The organism is Actinoplanes sp. KI2 (assembly GCF_025630775.1).
Classification (GTDB): domain Bacteria; phylum Actinomycetota; class Actinomycetes; order Mycobacteriales; family Micromonosporaceae; genus Actinoplanes.
In genome coordinates, this window is the sequence record NZ_JAOSZE010000022.1 from 127,581 (window position 1) to 140,278 (window position 12,698).

The window sequence follows — 12,698 nt, forward strand, 5'->3', positions numbered from 1 at the left end:
CCGGGGTTTGCGGCCGTGTTGCACTGCTTGAACCGTCATTGTGACGGAAGGTGGCGCTGCAACGCTGCAAGCAACCGAGGAGCGAGATCCTTACGGCACACCACAAGGTCCGGCAACTTGGGATCGGCCTCGTTGTATTTCAGCGCAGAACCGTCGATTCGGCTAGCGTGCAGACCGGTGGCCAGCGCCACAGCTACCGGCGCGGCGGAGTCCCACTCGTACTGGCCGCCCGCGTGCACGTACGCGTCGGCCTCCCCGCTGATCACCGCGGCGATCTTCACACCGGCCGAGCCCATCGGCACCAGCTCGGCGCCGAGCTCCTCGGCGAGCGCCACCACGAACCCCGGCGGGCGGGTGCGGCTGGCCGCGATCCGCAGCGCCTGCCCGTCGCCGAGCGGCATCGGCGGGTACGCCGGGGGCTGGTCGGTGGCGATCGTCCGGTGCTGGGCCGGCATCGCCACGGCGCCCGCGGCCAGGCGGCCCGGGCTCGACGAGTCCGCGGTCCAGAGCGCCACGTGCACGGCCCAGTCGGTACGGCCCTCCTCGGAGAACTCGCGGGTGCCGTCCAGCGGGTCGACGATCCAGACCCGGCTCGACTCGAGTCGCTCCGGGCGGGCGGCCGGCTCGCCTTCCTCCCAGGCCACGCGGGCGTGGTCGTCCTCCTCGGAGAGGACCGCGTCGGCCGGCCGCCAGCGGGCGAGCTCGGTGCGCAGCAGATCGTGCGCGGCGCGGTCACCGGCGGTCTTGAGGGCCTTCGCGTCCGCGTACCCGACCTCCGCCCGCACCGAGAGCAAAAGGTGGCCGGCCCGCTCGGCCAGCCAGCGGGCGAAGGCCGCGTCGATCACCGGGGGCGTCCCGGCCTCGTCACGCTGGGTCACGAGGCTCGCCGGCGTCGATGTCCGCTCGCTGGTCATGTAGGAGCTCCCTCACTCAATACGCTCCCGACGAGCGCACCACGGCCGTCATCGTCCGTAAAAGGATCACCAGGTCCAAACTGAGGGACCAGTTCTCCACATAGCGCAGGTCCAACCGCACGGCTTCCTCCCACGGCAGGTCCGCTCGTCCGGAAACCTGCCATAAGCCCGTCATGCCGGGTTTCACGGCTAGGCGACGCCGCACGTCGCCGGCGTACGCGGCCACCTCCGACGGCAACGGCGGTCGGGGCCCGACCAGCGACATCTGGCCCAGCAGTACGTTCAGCAGCTGCGGCAGCTCATCCAGCGAGAACCGGCGCAACCACCGGCCGACCCGGGTCACCCGCGGATCGTCACGGATCTTGAAGAGCACCCCGTCCTGCTCGTTGAGATGCCGGAGCTCGGCAAGCCGGGCCTCAGCGTCCAGATACATGCTCCGGAACTTGAAGATACGGAAGTGACTGCCGTCCCGGCCGACCCGTACCTGACGAAAGAGTACCGGCCCGCGCGAGGTCAAGCGCACACACAGTGCGACAGTCAGGAGCAACGGCCCGAAAACGGCTAGCAGGGCCAGCGCGCCGACCCGATCGAACGCCTCCTTGACCAGGCGCGAGCCGCCGTGCAGCCGGGGATGCTCGACGTGCAGCATGGGCAGCCCGTCGACCGGCCGGATCGTGGTCCGTCCGCCCGCGACGTCGACCAGCGCGCTCGCCACTATCAGGTCGACGTCGTCGCGCTCCAGCCGCCAGGCCAGCCGGCGCAACTGGACCCCGTCGAGCTCCGGGCAGCTGAGCACCACCACGGTGTCCGCCTCGGCCAGGTCGACCGCGTTCGCCACGTCGTCGAACGTGCCATAGACCGGCAGCACACCCACCCCGACGCCGTCGTGCCCCGGCGGCAGGCACGCGCCCACCACCTCGAGCCCGTGATATCGCTCCCGGCACAGCTGGCGGGTCATCCCGATCACCGACAGCTCGTGCCCGACGAGCAGCACCCGGCGCAGGTTCTCGCCCTTCGACCGGGCCAGATGCAGCCGCTTGCGCAGCACGAACCGGCACACCACCGAGGTGACGATCGCGGTGGGCACGGCGGCGAGGACATAGCCTCGGGCCAGATCAAGATCGAGCGCGTACGAGACGAGCGCCGCGCCCGCGATCAGCCCGACCCCGCCCCGCAGCACCCGCTGATACTCGTCGGTGCCGACGAACAGGAACCTTCGCTCGTACGCCCGGCAGAACCCGAGCACGGCCAGCAGCAACAACGGCAGCAACCCGGTGAGGAACATGTAGCCCCGGTTGTACGCGGTCACCTCGTCGCCGAACCGCAGCCCGAAGGTCACCCCGCCGGCCGCGCCACCGGCCAGCAGGTCGCAGAGCACCAGGACGCGGACGTACCGGTGCTCCCAGCGCTGCCGCCGGGACATCGCCGCGTGCCGGCCCCGCACCCGCACGAACGGGCGGGCGGGCGAGCGCTCGGCCGCCGTCCGGTTCCGCCGGTCCGACCAGTGCCGGTCGACCGCCCGGTTCCGCTCGCGCTGCCCGGCACCCCGCGCCGCCCGCGGCGGCGCGTTGTCCGGCTTCGGCTTCGGCGGCGCCGGGCTGGGCTTCGGGGGCGGCCCCGGGCTCAGCTTCGGAGACGGCCCTGGGCTCGGCTTCGGCGACGGCCCCGGGCTCAGCTTCGGCGGCGCCGGGCTCAACGGAACCAGGATCTTGCTGTTCCGGGACGAGCGGCCGGCCGGGGCCCCCGGACCGGCCTCCGGCAGAGGGACGGTCGTCTCGGTCAGCAACGAGTCCTCGACGGCCTCCTGCCGCGCCGCCTCCTGCTGCACCCCGAAGACCTCCCCCCGCCTCGCCGGCCCGACACACCCAACGGTGCATACGTGTGACCAACGCACGGACAGCGGCCTCCGTCACGGGACTATCGGACGGACAAAACCCCTCAAATGATCTATCCGTTTCGGCCCGCGAGATCAACCGCCGTGGTATTTGTTCTGCGCCCACTCCACGCCTTCGAGCGCGATCGCCTCGACGACGTCCGCCGCTCGGTCGACGAGAAACTCCAGCTCCTTACGCTCCGCGCCGGAAAAGTCGGACAGCACGTAGTCCGCCGGATCCTGCCGGCCGGGCGGCCGCCCGATCCCGAAACGGACCCGCGCGAACTCCTTGCTCGACAGCGACTTCGACATCGAGCGCAGCCCGTTGTGGCCACCCTCACCGCCGCCTCGCTTCGCACGTACCTGCCCGAACGGCACGTCAAGCTCATCATGCACGGCAATCACGTTCGCCACCGGCACCTTGAAAAACTGGGCCAGCGACACGACCGGCGCACCGGACAGGTTCATGTAGGTCAGCGGCTTCACCAGGACGAGCTTCGGCCCGCCGAAGGTCGTCCGCCCCTCGGCCACGTCGGCGTGCGCGCGCTTCGCGCGGCCGAACTTGGCGCCCATCCGGGACGCCAGCAGGTCGGCCACCATGAAGCCCACGTTGTGCCGGTTACCGGCGTATTCCTTGCCCGGGTTGCCCAGGCCGACCACCAGCCACGGCGACTCGTCGCTCACTGCCCCTCCAGATACACGTCAGGGAAAGCGCCCGGCTCGGACGCTTTCCCTGATCACAGCCATGTACCGCCGGCGGCGGATTTACTCCTCCGACGCACCCTCGGCGGCAGCCTCGTCGCCCTCGCCCTCGGCGGCCGGCTCGGTGCCCTCGAGCTGCTCGGCGGTCTGCGCCTGCGACACGATCGCCAGCACGAACTCGGGGTCGACGGCCAGCTCCACGCCGCTCGGCAGGGTCACGCTGGCGGCGGTCACCTGGGTGCCCGCCTCGAGGCCGTCGATCGAGACCTCGAAGCCGGACGGCAGGTGCATCGCCTCGGCCACCACGGCCAGCGTGGTCGACTCGTGCACGACCAGCGTGTTCCGGGCGGCCTCGCCGGTCAGCGTCACCGGGACGTCGACCTGGACCTTCTCGCCGCGCTTCACGATCAGCAGGTCCACGTGCTCGTACGTGTCCTTGACCGGGTCGCGCTGGATGGCCTTCGGCAGCGCCAGCGTGGTGCCCGACGCGCCGTTGATGTCGATCGTGAAGACCTGGTTGAGCCCGCCGTGCCGGATGGCAGCCGCGAACTCTCGGGCCGGCAGCGCGATGTGCTGCGGCTTCTCGCCGTGGCCGTAAAGCACGGCGGGCACCAAACCGGCCCGGCGCGTGCGGCGGGCACCACCCTTGCCGAACTCGGTGCGGGGCTCGGCGCTGATCTTTACCTCGGACACGGGGAAACTCCTGAAACTCTTCGATCGGGCTGCGTCGTAAGTCGGCGGGCTGCTGGGTCCGGCAGTGGCGATCGGCTTGCGGCCGTTCGTCGGCGCTGCCGGGCAAGGGAAGGCGCGCTGGGCACAGGCCCGGAGCACCGCGTCGATCACGGTGCCTCCGAGCGGCTGCGAACCTCAGCAGACCGCGGGGCACCCTCGCCGTGGCAACCGCTCTATCTTACCCACGACGTTTTGCGGCTGTTCAGCGGGTCGGGCGGATGCAATTGCCGAGCTTGCTGGTCCCGTTTTGGGGAGTCCCGTGCGGCTGGGCTGGCCGGTCCCGATTTGGGGAGTCCCGTGCGGCTGAGCTGGCTGGCTTCGCTTCGCTCCGCGGGCGATCGCCCCTTTGATGCTCGTGAGGAGGCAGGCGATTCCCGGCGCCGCAAACCCCGCGGCGACGGGAATCGACTGCCTCCTCACGAGCGGGGCGATCGCGGGCCGTTCCGTGGTACGGGGCCCTTGGGAAATGATGGTGGCCTCGGCGCGGGTCACGCCGTGGGTGGCGTTGGCGCTGGTCACGCCGTGGGTGGCGTTGGCGCTGGTCACGCCGTGGGTGGCGTTGGCGCGGGTCACGCCGTGGGTGGCGTTGGCGCGGGTCACGCCGTGGGGTGGCGTTGGCGCGGGGGTTGGCGGTGGGTTAGCTCAGGCCGCCGAATAGGGTGGTTACTGAGCCGTCGTCGAAGACTTCGCGGATTGCGCGGGCCAGGAGCGGGGCGATCGACAGCACCGTGATCTTGTCGAGTCGCTTTTCCGGGGGCAGCGGCAGCGTGTTCGTCACCACCAGCTCCGAGATGCGGCTGTTCTTCAGCCGCTCGGTCGCCGGGTCGGACAGCAACGCGTGCGTCGAGGCGACAATCACGTCCGCGGCGCCCTCGTCGAACAGGATGTCCGCGGCCTTCGTGATCGTCCCGCCGGTGTCGATCATGTCGTCGACGATCAGGCACACCCGGCCCTCGACCTCGCCGACCACCCGGTTCGCGACCACCTGGTTGGGCTTCAGCGGGTCCCGGGTCTTGTGGATGAACGCCAGCGGGCAGCCGCCCAGCCGGTCGGTCCACCGCTCCGCCACCCGCACCCGGCCGGAATCCGGCGCCACCACGGTCAGCGGCCGGCCCGCGAACTTCCGCTCCACGTGCTCGGCCAGGATGTCCATCGCGAACAGGTGGTCCACCGGCCCGTCGAAGAAGCCCTGGATCTGCGCCGTGTGCAGGTCCACCGTCAGGATCCGGTTGGCACCCGCCGTCTTCAGCAGGTCGGCCACCAGCCGGGCCGAGATCGGCTCCCGGCCGCGGTGCTTCTTGTCCTGCCGGGCGTACGGGTAGAACGGCAGCACCACGGTGATCCGCTTCGCCGACCCACGCTTCAACGCGTCGATCATGATGAGCGTCTCCATGACCCACCGGTTCACGCCCTCCGTCATCGACTGCACGACGAAGGCGTCCGACCCGCGTACCGAATCCTTGAAACGCACGAAGATCTCGCCGTTCGCGAACTCGTACGAGTCCGACGGCGTCGGCGCCACGCCGAGCACCTGGCCGATCTCCTCCGCCAGCTCCGGGAAGCCCCGGCCGGAGAAAAGCATCAGACTCTTACGGTTCTCCGCGACGATGCTGCCCATCGGCTCGCTGCTCCCGTTGGATCGAGGGGGTGTAGTCACCAGAAGTATCCCCCGAGGCCACCCACATGCCATGCCCTCGAGCGCGCCGGGTGGGATGCCTCACCCCGCCGGTAGCCCCAGCCTTCCCTACGGCACGCCCGGACGCGAGATCATCCGGCTCGGTGGACGCCGCGGTTCGGCCTCGGACGCCTCGTCATTCGGCCTCGGACGCCTCGCCGGCCGCCGCGTCCCGCTCGGCCGCCGCACCCCGCTCGGCCGCCGCCGCACCCCGCTCGGCGGCCGCCGCCGAGGTGGTGCCCGGCCGGCGCCGGGCCGTCCAGCCCTCCACGTTCCGCTGCTTCGCGCGCGACACACCCAGGTTTCCGGCCGGCACGTCGGTCGCAATGGCCGAGCCCGCCGCCACGTACGCCCCCGGCCCGACCTCCACCGGCGCGATCAGCACGGTGTCCGACCCCACGAACGCGGCCTCGCCGATGGTCGTACGGCTCTTTCGCACCCCGTCGTAGTTCGCCACGATGGTGCCGGCGCCGACATTCGCCCGCGCGCCGACCGTGGCGTCGCCCACGTACGACAGGTGCGGCACCTTCGCGCCCTCGCCGAGCTCGGAGTTCTTCGCCTCGACGAACCCGCCGATCTTCGACTTCCGGCCCAGCCTGGTCCCCGGCCGCAGGTACGAGAACGGACCCACCGCCGCCTCCGGCCCGATCTCGGCGCCCACCGCGTGCGCCCTCAGCACCGTCGCGCCGACCCCCACGGACGTGTCGACCAGCGTCGTGTCCGGCCCGATCACCGCGTGCGCCGCCACCGACGAGGCGCCCTTCAGCTGCGTGTTCTGATCGATCACCGCGTCCGGCTCCAGGGTGACCGTGACATCGATCCACGCCGTCGCCGGGTCCAGGATCGACACGCCCGACCGCATCCACGCCGTGTTCACCCGGTCGCGCATCAGCGCCCGCAGGTCGGCCAGCTGCGCCCGGTCGTTCGCGCCCAGGGTCTCGTCGGCATCCGGCGCCACGAACACGCCCACCGGGCTGCCCACCTCGACCAGCAGCGCGAACACGTCGGTCAGGTACTCCTCGCCCTGGTCGTTGTCGGTGGACAGCTTCCCGAGCGCGGCCCGCAGCGCCGCCACGTCGAACGCGTAGATACCGGCGTTGATCTCCCGGATCTCCCGCTCCGCGGCCGACGCGTCCCGCTCCTCCACGATCCGCGCCAGGTCACCGCTCGCGTCCCGCACGATCCGGCCCAGCCCGCTCGGGTCGTCCACCGCCGCCGCCAGCACGGTGGCCGAATGCGCGGCCGACTCATGCGCCGCGATCAGGCCGGCCACCGTCTCCGGTCGCAGCAGCGGCACATCCCCGTTGAGCACCACGACCGTCCCGGTCGCCTCCGGCACCGCCTCCAGGGCGATCCGCACGGCGTGGCCGGTCCCGTTCTGCACCGCCTGCAGCACCGGCACCGCGGCCGGCGCCACCTCGGCCAGGTGCTCGCGCACCTGCTCGGCCTGGTGCCCGACCACGACCACCGTCTGCTCGGCCTCGGCCGCTCCCGCCGCCACCAGCACGTGCCCGAGCAGCGTGCGCCCGAGCAGCGTGTGCAACACCTTGGGGGTGGCGGACTTCATCCGCTTGCCCTCCCCGGCGGCAAGAACGATCACGGTACGACGGGGGGCCTGGCTCACGCGGGACTCCATTGTTCGCTGAGGCACTTTCAACGGCGGTGACGATACAACCGCAGGGCGCATTGCTCCCGGAAGAGGATTCGAACCCCTATAAATGGCACCAAAAGCCACGGTCCTACCATTAGACGATCCGGGACCTAATTCGGACATTTCCCCGTTGGGCCATGACCTTCAATCACATCCTAGCGGTACGCCACTCATCGCCTACCGCGGCAATCCCGCCCATCACTCCCTCCACTTCCCGCCGGAGGCGGCCTGACTTGGGCACGTAGCGAATCCGGCGGCCGCACGTTCCGTCTAACGATGGACGGCTCGAGTGCCTTCCGGGCACGCGGTCGCCGCGACGCCTCGGCCCGCCCGGTGCCGCGCAACCCATCGGTCAGCGTGCTGTTTCCCACCCGCAAATACCTCATGAGCTGCGCCCGGGACACACCCGGACCGACGCGCAAATTTGGTTCGGCGATCCCCTTGGAGTCGGGACATCCTCCGGCTACGGTGGCGTAAGTTACGGTGACGTAGGCGTAAGTAATTGATCTCCTCCGGCGCCGAGCTCCCCCCAGATCGACCAGCCGCCCCCCAAGTTCAGTGAGGTGCCATGACAACCACCGCCGAGGCCGCACCCAACGCCGGTCCCAAGCCGCTCACCGAGGGCCCGCAGGCCCGGGGTGTCCTCATCGCCCTGTACGCGTTCGTGGTCATCCCGTTCCTGGCCGTCCTGGCTGCCGTCCCGGTCGCCTGGGGTGGCTGGCTGTCCTGGACCGACATCGCCATCGGCGCCGTCTTCTACGTGGTGTCCGGCCTGGGCATCACGGTCGGCTTCCACCGGTACTTCACGCACGGCTCGTTCAAGGCGAAGCGCTGGCTGCGGGTCGCCCTGGCGGTGGCCGGCTCACTGGCGATCGAGGGGAACATCATCCAGTGGGTGGCCGACCACCGGCGGCACCACATGTTCAGCGACCAGGAGGGTGACCCGCACTCGCCGTGGCGGTACGGCACGGGTTACTGGGCGCTCACCAAGGGCCTCTGGTTCGCGCACATGGGGTGGATGTTCAGCCGCGAGCTGTCGAACCGGGAGCGGTTCGCGCCGGACCTGCTGGCCGACGAGGACATCGACCGGGTGGACAAGGCCTTCCCGGCGCTCGTGATCTTCTCGACCCTCGGGCCGGCCCTGATCGGTGGCCTGGTGACCTGGTCCTGGCAGGGCGCGCTGACCGCGTTCTTCTGGGCCGGCATCGTGCGGATCGGCCTGCTGCACCACATCACGTGGTCGATCAACTCGGTGTGTCACGTGTACGGCGAGCGCCCCTTCGAGGTGCGCAACGGGGACAAGGCCTCGAACTTCTGGCCGCTCGCGCTGGTGTCGTTCGGGGAGAGCTGGCACAACCTGCACCACGCGGATCCGACCTGCGCCCGGCACGGTGTGCTGCGCGGTCAGATCGACATCTCGGCCCGGGTGATCTGGCTTTTCGAGAAGACGGGCGCGGCCTGGGCGGTCAAGTGGCCGAACCACGAACGGCTCGCCGCGAAGATGACCAAGGCGTGACGGCGGCCACGGGGGAGATGGACAAAGGGCACACCTGGCAGGATGTCCAGGTGACCGATTCCGGCGACAGCAGCGGCGACCAGCCTCGTGTGCGGCGGCAGCGGCCGGCGGCGACCCCTCCCCGGGTCCGCATGTCGGCCGCGCAGCGGCGGGAACAGCTGATCGCGATCGGCCGGCAGCTGTTTGCCGAGCGTGGCTTCGACGCGACCAGCGTCGAGGAGGTCGCGGCCCGGGCGAAGGTGTCGAAGCCGGTGGTGTACGAGCACTTCGGCGGCAAGGAGGGGCTGTACGCGGTCGTCGTCGACCGCGAGGTGCGCTCCCTGCTCGACCGGATCGCCGCGGCGCTGACCGCGGGGCATCCACGGGAGTTGCTGGAGCAGGCGGCGCTGGCCCTGCTCGACTACATCGAGGACGAGCCGCACGGTTTCCGGGTGCTGGTCCGCGAGTCACCGGTGCTGTCCCCGGCGGGAAACTTCTCCAGCGTCATGAACGACGTGGCGCACCAGGTGGAGCACATCCTGGGCGACGAGTTCAAGCGCCGCGGCCTGGACCCGAAGTTCGCGGAGCTGTATTCGCAGGCGCTGGTCGGGATGGTGGCGCTGGTCGGCCAGTGGTGGCGGGAGGCGCGGAAGCCGAAGAAGGAGATGGTGGCCGCCCACCTGGTGAACCTGGCGTGGAACGGCCTGTCCCATCTCGAGCCGAAGCCCACCCTGCTGACCCGCAAGACGCGTTGACGGCCGCAGTCAGCGGCGCCTGAGTCAGCGGGGGTTGTGCGCCGCCGCTGCCTCGGCGTCGGCGGCGTCGCGGCTGCCGACCTTCGCGTACAGGCCGGCGGTGAGCGTGACCAGCCCGAGGACGATGGTCACGATCACGTTGATCATCGAGGCGTGCAGGACGTTGGCGTCGGTCTGGATGAACGCCATCACCAGCACGCTGACGCCGCACAGCCCCCAGCCGAGGACGATCGCGACCCGGTGCAGCAGGTTGCCGCCGAGCAGCACGACGCCGAGCAGCACGAGGCCGACGATCGCGTAGAGCCAGGCGGAGGCGGGGTTGACCCGCAGCCCGAGCGACCAGTCGCCGCCCTCCCGGTAGAAGAACGGGTCACCCCACGTCTTCGCGATGCCGATGATGCCGACCAGCGCGAAGTAGAGGCCGGCGAGGCCCGCCAGGAGGCGGTAGACCTGACGCAGGTGGTGATTGACCGGGTAGTGCGCCATCAGGCCGCGCGCCCCTCCCGGACCTGACGCGGCGCGCCGGCCTCCCCGGCGGGCGCGACCTTGCTGTAGAGGCTCGAGGTGATCAGCGCCAGGCCCACGATGTAGGTGACGACCACCGTGTGGATGTCCTGCCCGAAGATGTTGGCGTCGGTGCGGCTGAACGCGAGGCCGAAGGTGCCGAGGACGAGCAGGCCCCAGCCGAAGTACTTGTTCACGGCGGTGTCGACGTTGCGGCCGATCGCGGTGGCGATGAGCACGATGACGCCGACGGCCAGCATGATGATCGACAGCAGCGTGTTGGTGCCCTGGCCGAGGACGGTCTTGTCGTTGGCGCCGGTGAGCTCCTCGCCGGAGGTCCGGATCAGGCCGACGATCCCGAACACGACCAGGTAGGCGCCGGCGAGGAAGCCGACGACGCGGTACAGCGGCCGCAGCGGGTGGTTGACGGGGTTGTGCGCCATGGTGTCCGTCTCCAAGCTCAGGTGTTGTCCAGGCCGATTCTGGCGTATCCCGCTGAAGCGGCGCAGCCACACCCCCCGGATCAGTTTTCGGGCACAATCTCCGCGAGCTCGAGCCAGGCCTCCTCGACCTGGCCACGCTCCTCCTGGACCGCCTTGAGCTGCGCTTCCAGCTCGACGATCTTGGAGTAGTCGCTGCCGTGCTCGGCCAGCTGCTCATTGATCTTGAGGATTCGCTCCTCGAGCTTGCCCAGCTGCCGCTCCAACCGGGCAAGATCCTTGCGAGCCTGGCGAACCTCACCCGCGGAGAGGCCGGCCGCGCTGGGCGTCACTTGCGCTGGCGACTGCGTTTCCCGTACGCCCGGGGCCAGGCGGGCCGCCGCACGCGTCAGGTACTCGTCCACGCCGCCGGGCAGGTGCACGAGGCGGCCGTCGCCGAACATCCCGTACGCGGTGTCGGTGACCCGCTCGACCAGGTAGCGGTCGTGGCTGGCCACGATCATCGTGCCCGGCCAGGAGTCGAGCAGGTCCTCGAGCGCGGCGAGCGTATCGGTGTCCAGGTCGTTGGTGGGCTCGTCGAGCAGCAGCACGTTCGGCTCGGTCGCCAGCAGGCGCAGCAGTTGCAGCCGGCGCCGCTCGCCGCCGGACAGGTCGCTCACCGGCGTCCAGATCCGCTTGTCGGTGAAGCCGAACACCTCGGCCAGCTGCCCCGCGGACAACTCCCGGTCACCGAGCTTGACCCGCTTGGCGACCTCTTCGACGGCTTCGAGCAGGCGCAGGTCGCCGGGCAGCTCCTTGAGCTCCTGGGAGAGGAACGCGGCCCGCACCGTCGAGCCGGTGACCAGCCGCCCACCGGCCGGCGTGCTGATGCCCGCGAGCAGGCGAAGCAGGGTGGTCTTTCCGGCCCCGTTGGCGCCCAGCACGGCGATCCGGTCGCCCGGCCCGACCTGCCAGGTGAGGCCGTCCAGGATCGGCTTGCTGCCCGCGGTCAGCGTCACGTTCTCGAGGTCGTAGACCTGCTTGCCGAGCCGGGTGACGGCCAGCCGCTGCAGGCTCACCGTGTCGCGGACCGGGGGCACGTCGGCGATCAGCGCGTTGGCCGCGTCGATCCGGAACTGGGGCTTGGAGGTGCGGGCCGGCGGGCCACGGCGCAGCCAGGCGATTTCCTTGCGGAGCAGGTTCTGCCGGCGGGCCTCGATCGCGGCGGCTACCCGCTGCCGTTCGGCGCGGGAGAGGATCCAGGCCGCGTAGCCGCCCTCGTACGCGTACACCTGCTCGTCGACGACCTCCCAGGTCGCGGTGCAGACAGCGTCGAGGAACCAGCGGTCGTGGGTGACCACGCACAGCGCCCCGCGGCGGGTGAGCAGATAGCGGGCGAGCCAGTCGACGCCGGCCACGTCCAGGTGGTTGGTGGGCTCGTCGAGGATGAGCAGATCGCTGTCGCGGACCAGCAGCGCGGCCAGCGCGACCCGGCGGCGCTCGCCACCGGACATCGGCCCGACCGGCGTGTCCAGCCCGAGGTGGCCCATGCCGAGGCCGTCGAGGATGGCCCGCACGCCCGCGTCGCCGGCCCACTCGTGCTCGGCGCCCATGCCCTGCGCGAGCCAGCCGGTGCCGAGCACGACGTCCCGCACGGTCGCTTCGGCGGCGAGGTCGAGCGTCTGCGGCAGAGTGGCGACGCGCAGGTCACGGCGGTGGGTGACGCGCCCGGAGTCGGGTTCCTCGGCCTTGGCGAGCAGCCGCAGCAGGGTCGACTTGCCGGCCCCGTTGAGCCCGACGATGCCGACGCGGGCGTCGTCGTCCAGCCCGAGCGACACGTCGGTGAGCAGCTGACCGGCGGCGCCGTACCCCTTGCTCACCCGGTCCAGGTTGATGATGTTGGCCACGATGGAACTACGTTACCCGCGCCGCCGTCGCCGCCCCGCGCCCGGTCGCGCTCAGGGGGGAGCCACGGCCA

General features: G+C 70.7%; 12 protein-coding genes and 1 tRNA gene. 3 read left to right on the plus strand and 10 right to left on the minus strand.

Going from position 1 to position 12,698, the window contains the following annotated elements; genetic code table 11:
* Window positions 1–35 precede the first annotated feature (35 nt).
* The 4 genes from ODJ79_RS23790 to ODJ79_RS23805 form a co-directional block, all read right to left on the minus strand.
* Window positions 36–914: a 3'(2'),5'-bisphosphate nucleotidase CysQ gene (locus ODJ79_RS23790; protein ID WP_263025761.1), complete on the minus strand. Its 879-nt coding sequence runs from the start codon at window positions 912–914 to the stop codon at window positions 36–38.
* Window positions 915–930: 16 nt separating this feature from the next.
* On the minus strand, window positions 931–2,742 hold the full coding sequence (locus tag ODJ79_RS23795; protein WP_263025762.1) for a sugar transferase: 1,812 nt from the start codon (window positions 2,740–2,742) through the stop codon (window positions 931–933).
* 141 nt (window positions 2,743–2,883) lie between these two features.
* Entirely contained in the window at window positions 2,884–3,471 is a 588-nt protein-coding gene (pth, locus tag ODJ79_RS23800) for an aminoacyl-tRNA hydrolase (RefSeq protein ID WP_263025763.1), read from the minus strand.
* Between the two features lie 81 nt (window positions 3,472–3,552).
* Window positions 3,553–4,182: a 50S ribosomal protein L25/general stress protein Ctc gene (locus tag ODJ79_RS23805; protein WP_263025764.1), complete on the minus strand. Its 630-nt coding sequence runs from the start codon at window positions 4,180–4,182 to the stop codon at window positions 3,553–3,555.
* A 505-nt stretch (window positions 4,183–4,687) separates the two neighbouring features.
* Between ODJ79_RS23805 and ODJ79_RS23810 the strand changes: the two genes are divergently transcribed.
* Window positions 4,688–4,879, plus strand: a complete 192-nt coding sequence (locus ODJ79_RS23810) for a hypothetical protein (protein ID WP_263025765.1) — start codon at window positions 4,688–4,690, stop codon at window positions 4,877–4,879.
* Here the strand turns inward: ODJ79_RS23810 and ODJ79_RS23815 are convergent.
* The 3 genes from ODJ79_RS23815 to ODJ79_RS23825 all read right to left on the minus strand — a co-directional run bounded on the left by ODJ79_RS23815 (window position 4,859) and on the right by ODJ79_RS23825 (window position 7,656).
* Entirely contained in the window at window positions 4,859–5,839 is a 981-nt protein-coding gene (locus tag ODJ79_RS23815) for a ribose-phosphate diphosphokinase (protein WP_263025766.1), read from the minus strand. The genes ODJ79_RS23810 and ODJ79_RS23815 overlap by 21 nt on opposite strands.
* 193 nt (window positions 5,840–6,032) lie before the next feature.
* Window positions 6,033–7,520 carry a bifunctional UDP-N-acetylglucosamine diphosphorylase/glucosamine-1-phosphate N-acetyltransferase GlmU gene (gene glmU / locus ODJ79_RS23820; RefSeq protein WP_263025767.1) on the minus strand — a complete coding sequence of 496 codons (1,488 nt, stop codon included), beginning with the start codon at window positions 7,518–7,520 and terminating at the stop codon, window positions 6,033–6,035.
* A gap of 65 nt (window positions 7,521–7,585) precedes the next feature.
* Window positions 7,586–7,656 (minus strand) — tRNA-Gln (locus ODJ79_RS23825).
* Window positions 7,657–8,115: 459 nt separating this feature from the next.
* Here ODJ79_RS23825 and ODJ79_RS23830 point away from each other — a divergent pair.
* The gene (locus ODJ79_RS23830) at window positions 8,116–9,063 is read left to right on the plus strand and encodes an acyl-CoA desaturase (RefSeq protein ID WP_263025768.1); all 948 of its coding nucleotides are present in this window, start codon (window positions 8,116–8,118) and stop codon (window positions 9,061–9,063) included.
* Window positions 9,064–9,194: 131 nt separating this feature from the next.
* Window positions 9,195–9,797, plus strand: coding sequence for a TetR/AcrR family transcriptional regulator (locus ODJ79_RS23835; RefSeq protein WP_263025803.1), 603 nt, complete (start codon window positions 9,195–9,197; stop codon window positions 9,795–9,797).
* Between the two features lie 24 nt (window positions 9,798–9,821).
* Here ODJ79_RS23835 and ODJ79_RS23840 read toward each other — a convergent pair whose 3' ends face one another.
* From ODJ79_RS23840 to ODJ79_RS23850, 3 genes are all read right to left on the minus strand, one after another.
* On the minus strand, window positions 9,822–10,283 hold the full coding sequence (locus ODJ79_RS23840; RefSeq protein ID WP_263025769.1) for a DUF4383 domain-containing protein: 462 nt from the start codon (window positions 10,281–10,283) through the stop codon (window positions 9,822–9,824).
* Window positions 10,283–10,744, minus strand: coding sequence for a DUF4383 domain-containing protein (locus ODJ79_RS23845; RefSeq protein ID WP_263025770.1), 462 nt, complete (start codon window positions 10,742–10,744; stop codon window positions 10,283–10,285). The genes ODJ79_RS23840 and ODJ79_RS23845 overlap by 1 nt, the downstream gene beginning before the upstream one ends.
* Window positions 10,745–10,824: 80 nt before the next feature.
* The gene (locus ODJ79_RS23850; protein ID WP_263025771.1) at window positions 10,825–12,627 is read right to left on the minus strand and encodes an ABC-F family ATP-binding cassette domain-containing protein; all 1,803 of its coding nucleotides are present in this window, start codon (window positions 12,625–12,627) and stop codon (window positions 10,825–10,827) included.
* Window positions 12,628–12,698: the final 71 nt, after the last annotated feature.